The following is a 17,363-nucleotide window of genomic DNA, read 5'->3' on the forward strand; positions in this document are numbered from 1 at the left end:
GAAAAAACCGAACAGGCGGCATGCAAAAAGATCAACTCCCCAGGCGATATACCCACGTACCATCCCAGCCATGCCTTCAGACACCGATGATGTGATGGACGCCCTGGCCGAACGGGTGCGTATTGCCGCTGCCGCCGGCACGCCGCTGCGTATCCGCGGCGGCGGCACCAAGGACTTTTACGGCCAATCACTGGAAGGTGACATCCTCGATATGACCCCGTACGCGGGCGTCATCAGCTACGAACCCAGCGAACTGGTGGTGACTGCGCGCGCCGGTACCTCGCTGGCCGAACTCGAGGCCATGCTGGCGGCCCAAGGCCAGTGCCTGCCCTTTGAGCCTCCGCACTTTGGCGCCCCCGGGCCAGCGACCGTAGGCGGCATGGTTGCCAGCGGCCTGAGCGGGCCGGCGCGCGCCAGCGTGGGTGCCGTGCGCGATTACGTGCTGGGGCTCAAGCTCATCAACGGGCGCGGCGAGTTGCTCACGTTTGGCGGGCAGGTCATGAAAAATGTGGCGGGCTATGACGTCTCCCGGCTGATGGCCGGGGCTCTCGGCACACTGGGCGTGCTGACTGAAGTCAGCCTCAAGGTGCTGCCAATGGCCCCTGCCGAGGCGACCTTGCGCTTTGAATGCAGCCAGGCACAGGCACTCGACCGGCTGAACGCCTGGGGCGGCCGGCCTTTGCCGCTCAATGCGAGTTGCTGGTCCGAAGAAGCCGGTATCGGTACGCTCTACCTGCGATTGCGCGGCGCCGCCGCCGCCGTCGAAGCCGCCTGCAAGGTGCTGGGCGGTGACAAGCAAGGCAGCACCGAAGCTGCCGGCCATTGGCAGGCCTGCCGCAACCAGCGGCACCCGTGGTTCACGGCACGCCAGGCCGACCAGGACTTGTGGCGGCTGTCCTTGCCGCAAACGGCGCCAGTTCCGAACTTGCCCGATTCGCCGCTGGTGGAATGGCACGGTGCCCAGCGATGGGTGCGGGCGGGCGCGGGGCAAGCACAGGCACTGCGTGCGGCCGCGGCACAGGCCGGCGGGCATGCTACTCTTTTTATAGCTGGTGGCGCAGACCCAGCGGGCGCTACAGCCCGATTTGATGCCTTAAAACCGCCGCTGGACCGGATCCACCGGGAACTCAAGCGCGAGTTCGATCCCGCCGGTATCCTGAACCGTGGCCGCATGGCGGCAGGCTGGTAGCCCATGCGCCGCCTGCGCCATCTCACCGGGCAGCACCGCACGCCCACCATCAACCGCCTGCTCGGCGGGGTGCTTGCGTTCAATGCCGGGGCTGTCAACGCCGGGGGCTTTCTGCTGGTCAGCATGTACACCTCCCACATGACGGGGTTCGTTTCCATCGTGGCGGACAACCTCATCCTCGGCAACCTGACGCTGGTGCTGGGTGCGGTGGGCGCCTTGCTGGCCTTCACCCTGGGTGCGGCTGTGACGGCCGTGCTGGTCAACTGGGCACGCCACCGGCACCTTCGCAGTGAGTTCGCCCTGCCGTTGTTGCTCGAGTCCGTCCTTTTGCTGGTCTTCGGCCTGCTGGGCGCAACGCTGAACCGGCAGACGCCGTTTGCCGTACCCCTGACCGTGCTGGTGCTGGCCTTCACCATGGGGCTGCAGAACGCGCTGGTCAGCAAGATCTCGTCCTCGCAGATCCGCACCACGCACATGACTGGCGTCATCACCGACCTCGGCATCGAGCTCGGCAAGATGTTTTACTGGAACCGCAGCGCCGGCTCGGTGGAATCCCGTGTGCGTGCCAACCGCATCAAGGTCCGGCTCTTCGGCACCCTGCTGGCCATGTTTGTCGCCGGCGGCCTGGTTGGCGCGGCCGGCTTCAAATACGTCGGCTTCATCTGGGTCGTGCCCCTGGCCCTCATGCTGCTGACCTTGTCATTGCCGCCTTTGTATGCGGACTTCCGGCGCGCCGCACGGCGCAAGGCCCTTGCTCTGGCCCTGAAAGAAGGGCCCTGACGCCATGCAAACCCATCTCGCACCCGAATTCAAAAACACCGCCGACGGCCTGGAGGCCGAAGCCATCCTGCGCAAATGCGTGCACTGCGGCTTTTGCACGGCCACCTGCCCGACGTATCAACTGCTGGGCGACGAACTCGACGGCCCGCGCGGGCGCATCTACCTCATCAAGCAGGTGCTGGAAGGTGAAGCACCCACACGCAAGACCCAGCTGCACCTGGACCGTTGCCTGACCTGCCGCAACTGCGAAAGCACCTGCCCCAGTGGCGTGGAATACGGCCATCTGGTGGACATAGGCCGCAAGCTGGTTGACGAACGCGTGCCACGCCCGGCCGGTGAAAAGGCCCTGCGCTGGGCGCTCAAGGAGGGGTTGCCGTCACCGCTTTTTGCGCCCGCCATGAAGGCCGGGCAAGCCGTGCGCAGCCTCTTGCCCGCCTCGCTCAAAAACAAGGTGCCGGCCCGGCAGGCCGCCGGCCCATGGCCTGTGCGCCAGCATGCCCGAAAGATGCTCCTGCTTGAAGGCTGCGTGCAGCCCGCGATGATGCCCAACATCAATGCCGCCACGGCGCGCGTGCTCGACGCCGCCGGCATACAAACGGTGGTGGCGCAAAAGGCTGGATGCTGCGGCGCCGTCAAGTTCCACCTGAATGACCAGGAGGGCGGCAAGGAAGAAATGCGGCGCAACATCGACGCGTGGTGGCCGCATGTGGAAGCCGCTGTGGGCGCCGGTGTTGAGGCCATCGTTATGAATGCCTCGGGCTGCGGCGTCACCGTCAAGGAATACGGCCACATTCTGAAAGACGATCCGGCGTATGCGGTCAAGGCTGCGCGCATCAGCGGATTGACCCGCGATCTCAGCGAACTCATGCCGGAACTCGTCGGTGAACTGCAGGGTAAGGTCAGCGCGCAAGCCGGCACGTTGGCGTTCCACCCACCCTGCACCCTGCAGCACGGCCAGCAGATTCGTGGCGGCGTCGAGACGCTCATGGGCGCGCTGGGTTTTAACGTCAAGCTGGCAGCCGGTGAATCGCACCTGTGCTGCGGCTCGGCAGGCACCTACTCCGTGCTGCAGCCCGACATCGCGTACCAATTGCGCGACCGTAAACTCGGCCACCTGCAGGCCGCCGCGCCTGAAACCATCATCTCGGCCAATATCGGCTGCATCACGCACCTGCAAAGCGGCACGGCCACGCCGGTGCGGCACTGGATCGAAGTGCTGGACACCGCGCTGACGTCTTGAAGGGAGCGAATACCCCAGGCCCGCCGGGGCCGTGGAACCGGCTTTGCCGGGCCGCAGGCGCAGCGCCCCCGCKGGGCGCAGCGCATTACACGAAGTGAAAAGCGTGGGGGCCAACAAGCTCCTGACACTCCGTTGTCAGTAACAGGTCCGCATCATCAGGGCTTCTTCAACACAAGTAGCCTTCCCATGAAAAACGCCATCAGCTGGTTTGAAATTCCCAGCACCCAACTCGACCGCGCCCAGGCCTTCTACGAAACCGTGCTGGGCTGCAAGATGCGCCGCGAGCCCATGGGCCCGTCGGAAGGCGCGGTGTTTCCCTATGAAGGGGAAGGGGTGGGCGGCGCCCTCATGTCCGGTCCCACCGCGCCGGTACCGGCATCGGGTGGCGCCTTGATTTACCTCGACGCCTCGCCTTCACTCGATGCCGCGCTGGCGCGCGTCCTCAAGGCCGGCGGCAAGGTCGCATTGCCGCGCCAGGCACTGCCGCCCGGCATGGGATTTTTTGCGCACATCACCGACCTGGACGGCAACCGCGTCGGCCTGCACGCCTTGGCCTGAGCCGCGATGGGCCGCAAGAACTGGATAGCCGTGGCGAGCGCCGAGCATGCGCGGCGCGGGTGCGGGACACCGGGCGCAGGCTACATGCAGGTGTGCCACGGCAAGTGTGCGCCGCTCAAACGTGTATCAGCGGGCGACCGCGTGGCTTATTACGCGCCCACCTTGACCATGGGCAGCAAGGATAAATTCCAGCGTTTTGTCTCTATAGGCGTGGTGCTTGCCGGCGAGCCTTACGCCTTTGACATGGGCGGTGGTTTCGTGCCGTTTCGCCGCGATGTTTCTTACGCCCAAGCGCGAGAGTCGTCCATCCTGCCGCTGCTCGATGCATTGGAATTCATCGAAAACCGCCAGCGCTGGGGCTACAAGTTTCGCTTTGGCCTGTTCGAGGTCAGCGACCATGACATGCAGTTGATTGCCAGGGCCATGGAAGCCGACTGGCGCGCACTTGAAAGCTTGGGTTCCCCACACGGTTCCATGCCACTGTTTGAGTGATGGCATGACTCGATTCAGCCCTGATGATCGGGGCGATAGAAGCGCGCTAGTCCCCGGGCTTGCACGGAACGGCGAAGTCCACGTGATAGTGTTCGTCGTGGCGAACCCAGGGTTTGCCTTTCATGAAGTTCAGGTTCGCCTTCAGGTAGTCGCCCCGCGGCGTAGAGAACAGCCGAGGTAAAAACGGGGCATCAAAAATAACCAGGGCAATGCCGACGCCGCGCGCCTTTGCGGCCAGGTGCAGCTGATACAAGTGTTCGGCCATCGCGGGGAAGTCGATGCTGTACTCGCCGTATTGGGCATCGGCGTTGAACTCAAGGTCATAGCCGAATCGGTTGGTGATGCCGGCCGGTAAAGGAACGGATTTCCCCTCCACATTGCGGACCGGCACAAAGAAGTCCACAGACAGGCCGTTCTGGTGCGTGCGGTGGGGCCGGAAACGTCCGCCCGAAGGCCATCCCGTCTCGCCGTAGACATAGGTGATCGAGGGGCTGGCGGCATAAAGCGCTGTATAGGTCGCGGTGATGATGTCTGCGACCTTGGCATGCACATGCGTACGGCCTGCCGTTGCCGCAAGCGCACTGTAGGCAGAGAAGTTGCGGCCGCTGACGGGCAGCTTGACGCTGCCTTCGATGCGACCGTTGTTGACAGTGCCGAAGCACTGACTTTCAGCGGCGGGGGCATGGGTGGTCAGGGCGGTTAGTACCGCGGCGATCAGTGCGTTGAGTCTATGCATCGATGGGGCACTACACAGGACGGCCATACGAAATCGCAAGCGCTGCGAGGCCCAATGAGCCGAGTACAAGGCCGCCAAGAATCAGCCATTCAACCGGATTGAAGTCCTTAAACGGGGGATTGAGCGGATTCAGGTCTTGCCACCATTTCTTGCCGAGTCGCCGGCGGTGTCGGTAAAGCAATAAATTTCCCCCTCCAATCCACAGCACGGCTGCCAGCGACAGCAGGATCAGTTGGCCGGTTGGCATGCTTGCCAACACGTTCCCGGGCGTTGGCAACGTTGGCGGCGGCCCCTTGGGTTCCGGCATGAGGCCGGCCGCCGCGCCCAGCCAAACGGTCAACAGAATTGGCGCCGCGAAAAACAGCATGTTCTTCCAGTAAGCTGCACGCGTCTTCGCCCGAACCATGCGAAACCACGCAATAGGCGAGACCACCAGGGTAGCCAGCAACACAACGACAGTGAGTATTTGAAGAAGCAGTTGTAAGTCGGTCACGGCTTGCACTATAGCCGGGCGATTCTGCAAACCTGACTGCCCAGTCGAGGATGACGTGGGGCGCTACCCTATCATCGCCTCACCATGCGCCGCGCCGATCGCCTCTTCCACCTTGTCCAGCTGATCCGCGGCCGCCGGCTCAGCACGGCGCAATTCCTGGCCAAACGGCTCGAAGTGTCCGAACGCACCATCTACCGCGACGTGGCCGACCTGCAGCAGCAGGGCGTGCCGATTGAAGGCGAGGCGGGCGTGGGTTACCGGCTCGGCTCGGGTTTTGACCTGCCGCCGCTGATGTTCACGCAAAAAGAAGCCAATGCGCTGGCCGCTTCGGTGCGGCTGGCCCAGGCCTGGCTGGATCCGGCCATGGCGGGCGACGCGGAGTCGGCCTGGAGCAAGATCTTTTCGGTGCTGCCGCCGGCAGCACGCGTGGCGGCGGAGAACGTGCCGCTGTTCGCAGTGGTGATCAACCCCGATGAGGCGACGCAACGCAGCCTTGAGCTTTTACGCGAAGCAGTGCATGCACGGCGCAAGGTTGCGCTGCATTACCGGGATGCCGAAGAGCGGGAAAGCCGGCGTGTAGTGTGGCCCCTGGGCTGCTTTTATTGGGGCAGTGTCTGGACGCTGGGCGCCTGGTGTGAGAGCCGGAAGGACTTTCGCAGCTTTCGCCTGGACCGCATGACGGCGGTCACCATGCTGGATGACAGGCTGGACCATGTGCCAGGCCGTACGCTTGCGGACTTCCTGCGTGCCGTCAAGGCCCGGTAAGCGCAGTTCGCTATTAAATTAATAGCTGCTTGCGCTTGACTGTATTGGGTTGCAGCCTCTTTTGCCTGAAATATCAGGCCGCGAGCGCCGCTTCGATGTCCTTGGACAGATCCGCCGGCTTGTCGGAGGGCGCGTAACGCCGGATCACCTGGCCATCCTTGCCGACCAGGAATTTGGTGAAGTTCCATTTGATGGACTTGATACCCAGCAGGCCGGGCGCTTCGGCCGACAGCCACTGGTAGAGCGGATGGGCGCCGGGACCGTTGACGTCGATTTTGGACATCATCGGGAAACTCACGCCGTAGTTGACCTGGCAAAACTCGGCGATCTGGTCGTCGCTGCCAGGGTCTTGCGACAGAAACTGGTTGCTGGGAAAGCCCAGCACTGCCAGGCCCTTGCCGGCGTATTGCTTGTACAGCTCTTCCAGTCCCGCGAACTGCGGGGTGAAACCGCATTTGCTGGCCGTGTTGACGATCAGCATGACTTTGCCCTTGAAGGCGTCCAGTGCGACGTCCTTGCCCGTGATGTCTTTGGCCTGGAAGTCGTAAACCGTTTTTGCTGTGCCCATGGCTGTCTCCTGTGTGAACTGCTATTGAAACATGGTGCAATTTCCCGCCGGGCCGCCCCAAGGCAAATTAGCCCCCCGGGGGGCAGCGTATTACGCGCAGCGAAAAGCGTGGGGCCAAGTTTAGTGCGATTTTGCGCCATTCGAAGACGAAGGCGCTGTCGCCGCCAGCACAGCCGCCAGCACGATCAGGCCGCCGCCCAGCAGCACGCGAGGAGTCAGCTCGGCAGCGCCCATTGCAGCGGACGACAGGCTGGCAAAGAGGATCTCGGTCAACATTACGATGGCGGTGGTGCCTGCCGCCAGCCGCGCTGCGCCGTACTGCAGGCCGGCGTTGCTGGCCATGAAGGCCAGAGCCAGCCCCAACACCACCGGTATGCCGGCCGCCGCCAGCGCCGGCGCGGGCACCACGGCTTGCGACATGCCCATCAGCGCCGCTGCCGCCGCCATCAGGCCGCTACCGCCGAACATGGCCAGCATGCGCGACTCGCTGGGTGTGTGGTTGTATTTGCGCAGTACCGAATTGGTCACGGCAAAGCTGAAACCCCCCATGATGGCCAGCCAGTCTGCGGCGCCCTGCGGCACCGGCCACGGCGACTCGGGCGCCTTCAGCACGATCAGCACACCAGCCATGGCCAGCAGCAGCCGCAGCAGCGAAGCGCCCGAAGGTTTTTCGCCCAGCATGGCCCAGGCCACCAGCACCGACCACGCCGGCATCAGGTAAAACAGCAGCACCACGCGCACCACATCGCCCACGGTCACGGCCCAGTTGAAGCCGACATTGGTCAGGCCCGAGGCCGCCGCCAGGAACCACAGCTGCGGGTGGGCCACAAAGCCGCGCCAGGCGGTGGGGCGCAATACCAGCAAACCGGTAACTACCACCGCATAGACAAGCGCAGTGGTCCACAACGGGTGCAAGCCATGGCCCTGCAGCTCGCGCAGCGGCCACCAGGACACGCCCCAGACAAGGGCGTTGAGGACCAGTGCAAGAACGGCTTTGGACGTGCCGCCTGGCACGGCGGCACGGTTTGCAGCGGCCGGCATCAGTGGGATTTATCGCTGCGGGCGATGTTCAGCAGGTGGTCCACCTGCTCTTTGTATTTGACGGTGTTGCGCTTGTGCCAGCGCTGGATCACCCACATGAAGCCTGCCACCACGATGCCAAAGGCCGTGATGGCACCAAAGGCCGACAGCCCCATGCCGGTAGAGAGGCTGTAGAAGGCTCCCAGGCTCAAAATGCAGGCCTGTTCGTTGAAGTTCTGCACGGCGATCGAGCGGCCCGCACCCATCAGGTTGTGGCCGCGGTGCTGCAGCAGCGCGTTCATGGGCACGACCAGGAAACCCCCCAGGCCGCCCAGCAGGATCAGGAAAGGCGCGGCCACCCAGACATTGCCGATAAAGTTCATCAGAATCACCAGCAAGCCCATCGCAATGCCCAGCGGCATCACGCTGGTGGCCTGGTCCAGCCGCATGCGCATGGAGGCCAGCACGGCACCGACAGCGGTGCCGATGGCAACCACGCCGACCAGCGAAGAGGCTTGCGTCGTGCTGTAGCCCAGGGCGGCCGCGCTCCAGGCCAGCACGATATAGCGCAAATTTCCCGACACGCCCCAGAAAAGGGTGGTGGTAGCCAGGGAAATCTGGCCCAGCTTGTCGCGCCACAGTGCCGAGTTGCAGTTCCAGAAATCGGGGAGAAGCTCCAGCTTGTTGCGCGGCATGGGCCGCATCTCCACGCCGGTGTCCGGGATGCGTGTGTTGAACCAGGCCGCGATGATGTAGAGCAGGATCAGCACGGTAATCGCGGCTTCGGGAGCGGTGTCGATGCCGGTCGTGAAAATGGGAAAGTCAAACGAAAGCAGTAGCGACGACACTGAATGGCCAACCAGCTGGCCGCCCAGTAAAACACCGAGGATGATGGACGAAATCGTCAGGCCTTCAATCCAGCCGTTGGCCTTGACCAGCTGCGAAGCCGGCAGGAGTTCGGTGAGGATGCCGTACTTTGCAGGCGAATAGGCCGCTGCCCCGAGCCCGACGATGGCATAGGCCAACAGCGGATGGGAGCCAAACAGCATCATCAGGCAACCGATCACCTTGATGGCGTTGCTGACAAACATGACGTTGCCCTTGGGCCGCGCATCGGCAAAAGCCCCTACAAAAGGCGCCAACACCACGTAAAAGAGCGCAAACATGGGCACCAGCGCCGCCGGCTGCCACTTGGGCGCGCCGCTGGTTTTCAGCAGCTCCACGGCGGCCACAAACAGAGCGTTATCAGCCAGCGAGCTGAAAAACTGGGCCGCCATGATGGTGTAGAAACCGCGCTTCATTAAACTGTTGTGGTCACTGCATCAATACATCAGCGGATCTGATGCTGCAAGATATGGGTGAATGTCTCCAGACGATTCCGGTTTATAGCATGGGGGCCGGTGCCAGAATGCAAAAGACCTCATCCAGAGCCATTTCGTCCCGACGGACCCCGTCGCCTGCCACGTTCCCAAAAAGTAATTGATTGCGCCATGCCACGCCCCATTCTTGCCACCATTCACACTGCAGCGCTTGCCCATAACCTTGCCCGGGCCCGCGCTGCCGCGCCCGATGCGCGCGTCTGGGCCATCGTCAAGGCCAATGCCTATGGCCACGGCATCGAGCGTGTTTTTGACCCCCTGCGCAGTGCCGACGGCTTTGCCCTGCTGGACCTGGCTGAAGCGCAACGCCTGCGCGCGCTGGACTGGCGCGGCCCCATCCTGCTGCTGGAAGGCTGTTTTGAAGCGCGGGATCTTGAGCTCTGCTCCCGCCTGGGACTGTGGCATGCCATTCACTGCAACGAGCAGATCGACATGCTGGCGGCGCACAAGACGCAGCTGCCGCACCGCGTCTTCCTCAAGATGAATTCGGGCATGAACCGGCTGGGCTTTGCACCCGAACGCTACCGCGCCGCCTGGACGCGCCTGAACGCATTGCCCCAGGTCGAAGAGATCACGCTGATGACGCATTTTTCCGACGCCGACGGCCCCAAGGGCATAGCCGCGGCGCTGGAGGCCTTCGACGCCGTGACGCACGACCTGCCGGGTGAGCGCTCCCTCAGCAACAGCGCTGCCACCTTGCGGCACGGCGATGTGCTGGCCGGGCGTTCCGACTGGGTGCGTCCCGGCATTCTGGTTTACGGCAGCGCCCCCGATTTCCCCGAGCACAGCGCGGCCGGCTGGGATCTGCAGCCCGCCATGACGCTGGCGTCGAAAATCATCGGCATTCAGGAGCTCAAGGCGGGCGATACCGTGGGTTACGGCTCCAGCTTCACGGCCGACGGCCCGCTGCGTATAGGCGTCGTCGCCTGCGGCTACGCCGACGGCTACCCACGGCATTGCAGCACAGGCACACCCGTGCTGGTAAACGGTGTGCGCACACGCATGGTGGGGCGCGTCAGCATGGACATGATCACGGTGGACCTGACGCCGGTGCCTGGTGCGGGCATCGGCACCGAGGTGACGCTGTGGGGCCGCGCCTCCGGCGGCGCGGTGCTGCCGATTGACGAGGTGGCGCGAGCCGGCGGCACCGTCGGCTACGAGCTCATGTGCGCTGTGGCGCAGCGCGTTCCCTTCCAGACGGAATGAAAAACCTGTCCAACTGGCGCTCGGTCCGGGTTCTGGAAGGCCGCATCGAGCGCGACCTGCGACGGCGCCATAGTCTGCGCCTGCATGGCCTGTGCATCGGGCTTGTCACGATGGGCCTGATGTGGGGCGTGTCACACCTGCAGATGGTCATGGGCATGGAATCGCTGGCCTGGCGTTACCTGATCACGCTCGGGGCCGGCTATCTGGCTTACCTGTTGTTGATCCGCGTGTGGGCAGCACAGCTGGTAGGTCGTGATAGCCGGCCCTCGTCGGCCGATGGCCCGGGTGACTTGCCTGATTTCTTCCCCGACTTTGCTGGAGGAGGCGGCCATTCGCCGCACTTCCAGTCGGGTGGCGGCGGTGACTTCGGCGGTGGCGGTGCAAGTGGAGATTTCGGCCTGGGCGATGCCGCCGGCGGTTTGGGTGACGCTGCCAGCGGCGCGCTCGAAGCTGTTGGCAGCGCGGATGAAGGGGCTGTGGTGGTCATCCCGGTACTGGCCATCTTCCTGATTGGCGCGGCAGTGTTTTTTGGCGCGGGCGCACTCATGATGATGTTCTTCGGATGGGAGGTGCTGTTGACGGTGGCCGTCGAACTTGCCTTCTCTTATGTGTCAGCCCGCGCTGCCGTGCGTGTCGCGCGTGAAGGCTGGGTCTCGGCCGTCATTCGCCTGACATGGAAGCCACTGATGGGTGCGATCGTCTGCGCCGTGGCCCTGGGCGCCGCAATTGACCACTTCATGCCCTCGGCCAGCTCATTGCCGCAGGCGGTCAAGCTCATCCGGGCGCAGGGAGGCTCCAGCGTACATTAAAAACTTTCCAGATTTTCAGCGGAGGGCATGCACATGGAATCGGAATCATCGCGACTGGAATACGCCGGCTTCTGGATCCGGGTGTGGGCATCCGTCATCGACACCGTCATCCTGGGTGTGTTGATTTACCCCGCGCTGACGGCGATTTACGGCAACTCTTATTGGGAAGGTACCGACTTCATTCAGGGGCCGGCCGATTTCCTGATCTCCTGGGTGCTGCCCGCCATTGCGGTCGTGTGGTTCTGGATCGCGCGCCAGGCGACGCCCGGCAAGATGGCGATTGGCGCTCGCATCGTGGATGCCAACACTGGCCGCAACCCCGGCACCACGCAGCTCATCGTCAGGTACCTGGGCTACTTTGTCTCGATGATCCCGCTGGGCCTGGGCATCTTCTGGGTGGGCTTTGACGCACGCAAGCAGGGCTGGCATGACAAGCTGGCGCGCACAGTGGTCGTGCGCAAAAAGCGTGGCAACCCAGGCGCCGTGAAGCCTGACGAACAATGGCCTGAATAAGCAGAGATCACTATGACAGCATCGCTTCCCGTCACCGTACGTCCTGTGCAACCGGACGATTTCGAGGACTGGCTCCCGCTCTGGGCGGGCTACAACAAGTTCTATGGCCGCTTTGGTCCAACCGCACTGTCCGGCGACATCACGGTCATGACCTGGTCGCGGTTTTTTGATGTCTATGAGCCGGTGCACGCACTGGTGGCCGAGTCTGGCGGTGAGCTGGTGGGGCTGACGCATTACCTCTATCACCGCAGCACCACGCGCATCGGGCCGGTCTGTTATTTGCAGGACCTGTTCACCGCAGAGTCCGTGCGCGRCAAAGGTGTTGGCAAGGCCTTGATTGAAGCGGTGTACGAGCAGGCGCAGGCTGACGGCTCTACCCGCGTTTATTGGCAAACCCACAACACTAACGCCACGGCCATGCGTCTGTATGACCAGGTGGCGGAGAACTCGGGCTTCGTGGTGTACGCCAAGCCGCTTTAATGCGCGCCCCTTCGCCAGCCGTACAGCATTTGTAGGAATCGCCGCCTTTACCCGTGCATTGCTTTCCGGTAGGTTTTAAAGAAGCCGTGCCGCAGCCTTGTTTGCCCGCCGGTTCGCCGCAGCGGCCTTGCCGGTGACGCTGGTGCGGCCCTTCGTGCACCGGCGATTACTCAAGGAGAACCCATGAGCCCTTCCGGACAAGACAAGGAAAAGCGTGTGCAATCCATGCTCGAAAAGTTTGCCAAAGCCTTCACCCGAAGTGATGGCAAGGCGGCCGCCGAATGCTGGGAAGTCCCGGCGCTGATCGTGGCCGACCAGGGCACCAAAGCCGTGGCAACGCTGGCGGAAGTCGAAACCTTTTACGGCGGCGCCGCCAAACAATACAACGACATGGGCATTACCAGCACGCGGCCCGAAGTGCAGTCCATCACCTGGATGACGGAGCAGCTCGCCACGGTGTATGTCCGCTGGCCTTACCTGGATGCACAGGGCAAACAGCGGCCGGAGTCGGAGTCCTCGACCTACGTGATGCGCTTTGACGGCGACCAGCCGAAGATCAATGTGGCTGTGATGATGGGCTTCAAGGGCGCGCACTGAGCACGCCACTTGCCGGTCACTTGCAGGTCATGTCACTGCGGCGCGATTTTGGCGCCGGTGAGCTTTTCCTGCGCCGTCACGAGGGCGGGGACAAATTTCTTTCCCTGACCGAGCGCGCTGGCCGTCACCAGGCTCTGGTGCACTGCTTCGCCGACCATGGCAGGAACGTTCACAAATTCGGCCAGGTGGGTGTAGTAGCGCCGGTCCTTGCGGGCGTTGTCCAGCTCGAACTTCAAGCCGTTGAAGTCGCCGTTCAGCGTTTTGGCCATGGCCTGGAAGAGGCCCGAATTCACCGCGCCGGCTGAAATGACATCCACCAGCTTCTGCGGTTGAATTCCCGCCAATGCGCCCACGGCAAAAGCCTCGGCCGTGGCGGTGCAGATGGCCTGGCCGATGAAGTTATTGAGCAGCTTGATGACGTGCCCGGCGCTGGGGCCGCCCACATGAAAGATGTTCTCGCAGTAGGCGGCCAGCACCGGCCGGATTTTGTCGAACACGGCCTGCTCGGCGCCCACCATGGTGTTGAGCTTGCCGAGCTCGGCTTCCACCGGCGTGCGTGCCAGCGGCGCGTCCACCAGCGTTGCACCACGTTCGGCGCAGAGGGCGGCCAGGCGGCGTGTGGATTCGGGTTCGCTGGTAGAGGTGTCGATCACGAGCAGGCCGGCGCGTGCCTTGGACAGCACGCCGTTGGCGCCGAGCAGGGTTTCTTCCACCTGCGGTGATCCCGTCACGCAGATGATCACCGCATCGCAGGCGCCCAGCCCGGCAGGGCTTGCGGCCTGCTTGGCGCCGGCGGCCAGCAGGTCGGCCACGCGTTCCGTATTGCGGTGCACGGTCAGGCTTACATCAAAGCCTTTGGCCTGCAGGTTGCGCGCAATTCCGTGTCCCATGAGCCCCGATGCACCAATAACGCCGATATGTTTCATGTTGTCTCCTGAAAAATGGTGGTTGAAAAGAATCCGTGAAGTTCAATAGAGGCCTTTGACGCGCGCCTGCAGCCGGGCAAGGCCCAACAGGGCATCGGTATAAGGCGTGGGCACGGCTGTCAGTTGCCCCAGTTCGCGCACGGCCGCCACGAGCGCGTCCAGCTCGACCGGTTTGCCGGCTTCGAGGTCTTGCAGCATGGATGTCTTGAAGGCGCCCAGCTTGCGGGTGACGGCGTGGCGCTCCGCAGGGGTCTGGTCGATAGGAATGCCGATACGCGCGCCGATTTCCTTGGCTTCGAGCATCACGCTGTGGGTAAAGCCCGTCACCAGCTCATCGTCGAGCACGCGGTCCATGGTCGCGCCGGTCAGCGCACTGATCGGGTTGGCCGTCATGTTGCCCCAAAGCTTGAACCAGATGTCTTTCTGGATCTGCCCGGACACCGGCGCTTCAAAACCGGCTTTTCCCAGCAGGGCCGCGAGCTGTTGCACCCGGGCGGATTTATCGCCGGACGGCTCGCCGATGATGAGCTTGTTGCCGAAGTGATGGTGCACCTGGCCGGGCTCGTCGAGCGAACAGCTGGCATGCACCACGCAACCGACGATGTGCCGCGCGGGAATCGCCTGCGCCAGTTCGCCGTGGGGGTCTACCGAGGTCAGCCGCGTGCCTTCGAGTGTTCCGCCGAAGCCCTGCAGAAACCACCACGGCACACCGTTCATGGCGGTCAGCACGATGGTGTCCGGACCGATCAGCGGCGCAATGTGGCGCACCACCTCGGGCAGCGAAGGCGCCTTGACGGCCAGCACCACCAGATCCTGCACGCCAAAGTGAGCCGGCGAGGCATTTGAGGCAACGGCCTGCGAGGTGACCTCGCCGGCCTGGTTCAGCCGAAGCCCGTGCAATTGCAACGCGTCGAGCGTGGCACCGCGTGCCACCACGCTGACCTCGCAGCCAGCCTGTGCCAGCCCGTGGCCTATCCAGCCGCCAATGGCGCCGGCGCCGTAAATACACACATTCATCCGTCAATCATCCTTATTTCAAGCAAAAAGAGGCTGCGGCCCAATGGGAATAAGCGCAAGCAGCTCCTGCTTTGATAGCGTCTGAAGCGCCGTCAGGCTAACCTTCAGGGGTAAAACCCACAGCCTTGACCAGCGGACCCCACAACTCGGTGTCGGCCTTGAGCATGGCCGCCAGCTGTGCGGGCGAAGTCGGCGCCGCTTCAAGGTAAGACACAGCCAGGCCGTCGATCACGTCCTGCGAGGCCAGTGCGGAGCGGATGCCGGCGTTCAGGCGCTGCACCACATCCTGCGGCGCTTTTGCGGGCAGGAAGAAGCCGAACCACTCGGTGAACGCCATGTCTTTGAAACCCTGCTCCAGCAGCGTCGGTGTGTTGGGGGTGAAGCGGCTGCGCCTGGGGCCGCTGGTCGACAGCAGGCGGCATTTGCCTGACGCGACATGCTGGGTGAACTCGCCGGTGGGGCCTGACACCGCGGCAATCTGCCCACCCACCCGGTCCAGCACGGCGGGCTGGGTGCCGCGAAACGCCACGTGGCGCAAATCCACGTTGCCGGCACGGCCCAACAGCGCGCCGATGAAATGCGGTGACGAGCCGGCGGCCGGCGAGCCGAAGTTGGCCTGGCCCGGGTTGGCCTTGCACCAGGCGAGGAAATCCGGCACGTTTTTGACGCTGGCCGGCACCATGGGGCCGACGGCGAAGCCATAGTCGAAGATCGCGCCGGCGGATACAGGGGTCAGGTCTGCCACCGGGTCGTAGGGCAGCTTTTTGTAGGTGTGCGGGTAGATGCCCAGCATGGACATGGGTGTCAGCAAAACGGTGGCGCCGTCGGGCGCGGCGTTTTTGACGAACTGCACGGCGATTTGCCCGCCTGCGCCGGTCTTGTTTTCCACCACCGCGGTTTTGGCATAGCCGGGATGCAGCTTGTCAGCCACGCGGCGCGACACGATGTCGGCGGTGCCGCCGGGCGCGAAGCCGACGATGACTTTGGTGCTGTCAATGGCCTGGGCCCAGGCTTGCCGGCCGATGCCGGTGAGCAATGCCGCAGCGCTGGATGACTGGATGAGTTGGCGGCGTGAAATGTTCATGGGTGTCCTCGTGAAGTCGGTGGGTTGCGCGCGCCGCGGGCGGGCGTGGGACGCCATTGTTGTGCAAGATGCAATTTCCTGCAGGCTTGACGCAAAACGGAAGAGCTGGTTATTTGTACAGTAATATGGCGCATGGCCAAAGACAAAACGATTTACACCTGCACTGAATGCGGCGGCACCAGCCCCAAATGGCTGGGCAAATGCCCGCATTGCAACGCCTGGAACACCCTGGTCGAATCCGCTGCCGAGAGCACCTCGCCTGTCAAGAACCGGTTTGCGTCGCTGGCGAAGGCTTCTGAAGTGACGACGCTGTCCGATATCGAGGCGACCGACATGGCCCGCACGCCCACCGGGCACGAGGAGCTGGACCGCGTGCTGGGCGGCGGCATTGTGGAAGGCGGCGTGGTGCTCATTGGCGGCGACCCGGGCATTGGCAAATCGACGCTGCTGTTGCAGGCGCTGGATTCGCTGCAGCGTGCGGGGCTCAACACACTCTATGTGACCGGCGAAGAAAGCGGCGCGCAGGTCGCGCTGCGGTCGCGCCGGCTGGGGCTGGATGGCTCGCAGGTCAAGGTGCTGGCCGAAATCCAGCTCGAGAAAATACTCGCCACGCTGGAAGCCACCCAGCCGGCGATTGCCGTCATCGACTCCATCCAGACGGTGTATTCCGACCAGCTCACCTCCGCACCCGGCTCGGTCGCGCAGGTGCGCGAGTGCGCCGCGCACCTGACGCGCGCCGCCAAGTCCAGCGGCGTGTGCATTGTGCTGGTGGGCCATGTGACGAAAGAAGGGGCGCTGGCCGGCCCGCGCGTGCTCGAACACATGGTGGACACCGTGCTGTATTTTGAAGGCGATACGCATTCCAGCTTTCGCCTCGTGCGGGCCATCAAGAACCGCTTTGGCGCCGTCAATGAAATCGGCGTGTTCGCCATGACCGAAAAAGGCCTCAAGGGCGTGGCCAACCCAAGCGCGATCTTTTTGAGCCAGCACAGCGAGCCGGTGCCGGGCAGCTGCGTGCTGGTGACGCTGGAGGGCACGCGCCCCATGCTGGTTGAAATCCAGGCGCTGGTCGACAACGGCGGGCCCAGCCCGCGGCGCCTGTCAGTGGGCCTGGACCGCGACCGCCTGGCCATGCTGCTGGCGGTGTTGCATCGCCACGCCGGCGTGGCCTGCATGGACCAGGACGTATTCGTCAACGCCGTGGGCGGCGTGCGCATCAGCGAGCCGGCGGCTGACCTGGCCGTGATGCTGGCCATCACCTCGTCCTTGCGCGGCAAACCGCTGCCCAAGGGCTTCATTGCCTTTGGCGAGGTCGGGCTGGCCGGCGAGGTGCGCCCGGCCCCGCGCGGCCAGGAGCGCCTGAAGGAGGCCGCCAAGCTGGGCTTTAGCGTAGCCGTGGTGCCCAAGGCCAACGCGCCCAAGAAACCCATTGAAGGCCTCACCATCCATGCTGTCGAGCGCGTGGAGGAGGCCATGGAAGTGGTGCGCAGCCTGAGCTGAGGCGTTGCACA

The 17,363-nt window shown here is 63.8% G+C and carries 20 protein-coding genes; 12 read left to right on the forward strand and 8 right to left on the reverse strand.

Translation table 11 applies throughout. The features are described from left to right. The first annotated feature begins 61 nt into the window (after positions 1 to 61). From glcE to AC1D0Z_RS00150, 5 genes are all read left to right on the forward strand, one after another. Positions 62 to 1,189 carry a glycolate oxidase subunit GlcE gene (gene glcE, locus AC1D0Z_RS00130; RefSeq protein ID WP_477656293.1) on the forward strand — a complete coding sequence of 376 codons (1,128 nt, stop codon included), beginning with the start codon at positions 62 to 64 and terminating at the stop codon, positions 1,187 to 1,189. 3 nt (positions 1,190 to 1,192) lie between these two features. Then, positions 1,193 to 1,969, forward strand: a complete 777-nt coding sequence (locus AC1D0Z_RS00135; RefSeq protein WP_477656214.1) for a YoaK family protein — start codon at positions 1,193 to 1,195, stop codon at positions 1,967 to 1,969. Positions 1,970 to 1,973: 4 nt separating this feature from the next. Next, complete coding sequence (glcF, locus tag AC1D0Z_RS00140; protein WP_477656215.1) at positions 1,974 to 3,209, forward strand: glycolate oxidase subunit GlcF; 1,236 nt, start codon at positions 1,974 to 1,976, stop codon at positions 3,207 to 3,209. Between the two features lie 186 nt (positions 3,210 to 3,395). Further along, positions 3,396 to 3,767: a VOC family protein gene (locus AC1D0Z_RS00145; protein WP_477656216.1), complete on the forward strand. Its 372-nt coding sequence runs from the start codon at positions 3,396 to 3,398 to the stop codon at positions 3,765 to 3,767. Between the two features lie 6 nt (positions 3,768 to 3,773). Further along, positions 3,774 to 4,259, forward strand: a complete 486-nt coding sequence (locus AC1D0Z_RS00150; protein WP_477656217.1) for an EVE domain-containing protein — start codon at positions 3,774 to 3,776, stop codon at positions 4,257 to 4,259. Positions 4,260 to 4,305: 46 nt separating this feature from the next. Here the strand turns inward: AC1D0Z_RS00150 and AC1D0Z_RS00155 are convergent, their stop codons facing one another. Both AC1D0Z_RS00155 and AC1D0Z_RS00160 read right to left on the reverse strand, forming a co-directional pair. Continuing rightward, the gene (locus AC1D0Z_RS00155) at positions 4,306 to 4,995 is read right to left on the reverse strand and encodes a penicillin-insensitive murein endopeptidase (protein ID WP_477656218.1); all 690 of its coding nucleotides are present in this window, start codon (positions 4,993 to 4,995) and stop codon (positions 4,306 to 4,308) included. 10 nt (positions 4,996 to 5,005) lie between these two features. Continuing rightward, complete coding sequence (locus AC1D0Z_RS00160) at positions 5,006 to 5,488, reverse strand: hypothetical protein (RefSeq protein ID WP_477656219.1); 483 nt, start codon at positions 5,486 to 5,488, stop codon at positions 5,006 to 5,008. 84 nt (positions 5,489 to 5,572) lie between these two features. Here AC1D0Z_RS00160 and AC1D0Z_RS00165 point away from each other — a divergent pair, with 84 nt between their 5' ends. Continuing rightward, positions 5,573 to 6,253 carry a helix-turn-helix transcriptional regulator gene (locus AC1D0Z_RS00165; RefSeq protein ID WP_477656220.1) on the forward strand — a complete coding sequence of 227 codons (681 nt, stop codon included), beginning with the start codon at positions 5,573 to 5,575 and terminating at the stop codon, positions 6,251 to 6,253. 73 nt (positions 6,254 to 6,326) lie between these two features. Here AC1D0Z_RS00165 and AC1D0Z_RS00170 read toward each other — a convergent pair whose 3' ends face one another. The 3 genes from AC1D0Z_RS00170 to lplT form a co-directional block, all read right to left on the reverse strand. After that, on the reverse strand, positions 6,327 to 6,821 hold the full coding sequence (locus AC1D0Z_RS00170; protein WP_477656221.1) for a glutathione peroxidase: 495 nt from the start codon (positions 6,819 to 6,821) through the stop codon (positions 6,327 to 6,329). A gap of 120 nt (positions 6,822 to 6,941) precedes the next feature. Continuing rightward, entirely contained in the window at positions 6,942 to 7,862 is a 921-nt protein-coding gene (locus tag AC1D0Z_RS00175) for a DMT family transporter (RefSeq protein WP_477656222.1), read from the reverse strand. After that, complete coding sequence (gene lplT / locus AC1D0Z_RS00180) at positions 7,862 to 9,142, reverse strand: lysophospholipid transporter LplT (RefSeq protein ID WP_477656223.1); 1,281 nt, start codon at positions 9,140 to 9,142, stop codon at positions 7,862 to 7,864. Before lplT ends, AC1D0Z_RS00175 begins: the two co-directional genes overlap by 1 nt. Positions 9,143 to 9,331: 189 nt before the next feature. On the opposite strand from lplT, the gene alr reads away from it, so the two are divergent. The 5 genes from alr to AC1D0Z_RS00205 all read left to right on the forward strand — a co-directional run bounded on the left by alr (position 9,332) and on the right by AC1D0Z_RS00205 (position 12,825). Beyond that, positions 9,332 to 10,426: an alanine racemase gene (alr, locus tag AC1D0Z_RS00185; protein ID WP_477656224.1), complete on the forward strand. Its 1,095-nt coding sequence runs from the start codon at positions 9,332 to 9,334 to the stop codon at positions 10,424 to 10,426. Continuing rightward, complete coding sequence (locus AC1D0Z_RS00190; protein ID WP_477656225.1) at positions 10,423 to 11,235, forward strand: hypothetical protein; 813 nt, start codon at positions 10,423 to 10,425, stop codon at positions 11,233 to 11,235. The genes alr and AC1D0Z_RS00190 overlap by 4 nt, the downstream gene beginning before the upstream one ends. 33 nt (positions 11,236 to 11,268) lie before the next feature. Continuing rightward, positions 11,269 to 11,748 carry an RDD family protein gene (locus AC1D0Z_RS00195; protein WP_477656226.1) on the forward strand — a complete coding sequence of 160 codons (480 nt, stop codon included), beginning with the start codon at positions 11,269 to 11,271 and terminating at the stop codon, positions 11,746 to 11,748. Positions 11,749 to 11,760: 12 nt separating this feature from the next. Continuing rightward, positions 11,761 to 12,228, forward strand: coding sequence for an N-acetyltransferase family protein (locus tag AC1D0Z_RS00200; RefSeq protein ID WP_477656227.1), 468 nt, complete (start codon positions 11,761 to 11,763; stop codon positions 12,226 to 12,228). A 183-nt stretch (positions 12,229 to 12,411) separates the two neighbouring features. Then, a complete protein-coding gene (locus AC1D0Z_RS00205) occupies positions 12,412 to 12,825 on the forward strand; it encodes a hypothetical protein (protein WP_477656228.1) in 414 nt (137 codons plus the stop codon). Between the two features lie 32 nt (positions 12,826 to 12,857). On the opposite strand, the gene AC1D0Z_RS00210 is transcribed toward AC1D0Z_RS00205, so the two are convergent. From AC1D0Z_RS00210 to AC1D0Z_RS00220, 3 genes are all read right to left on the reverse strand, one after another. Further along, positions 12,858 to 13,751: an NAD(P)-dependent oxidoreductase gene (locus tag AC1D0Z_RS00210; protein ID WP_477656229.1), complete on the reverse strand. Its 894-nt coding sequence runs from the start codon at positions 13,749 to 13,751 to the stop codon at positions 12,858 to 12,860. Between the two features lie 42 nt (positions 13,752 to 13,793). Continuing rightward, positions 13,794 to 14,768: a 2-dehydropantoate 2-reductase gene (locus AC1D0Z_RS00215; RefSeq protein WP_477656230.1), complete on the reverse strand. Its 975-nt coding sequence runs from the start codon at positions 14,766 to 14,768 to the stop codon at positions 13,794 to 13,796. Between the two features lie 97 nt (positions 14,769 to 14,865). Next, positions 14,866 to 15,852 (reverse strand): Bug family tripartite tricarboxylate transporter substrate binding protein, encoded by a 987-nt coding sequence (locus AC1D0Z_RS00220; protein ID WP_477656231.1) that lies wholly within the window; start codon positions 15,850 to 15,852, stop codon positions 14,866 to 14,868. Positions 15,853 to 15,984: 132 nt separating this feature from the next. Here AC1D0Z_RS00220 and radA point away from each other — a divergent pair, with 132 nt between their 5' ends. Continuing rightward, a complete protein-coding gene (gene radA, locus AC1D0Z_RS00225; RefSeq protein ID WP_477656232.1) occupies positions 15,985 to 17,352 on the forward strand; it encodes a DNA repair protein RadA in 1,368 nt (455 codons plus the stop codon). The last annotated feature ends 11 nt before the right edge of the window (positions 17,353 to 17,363 follow it).

Source organism: Polaromonas sp. P1_E3 (assembly GCF_056405935.1).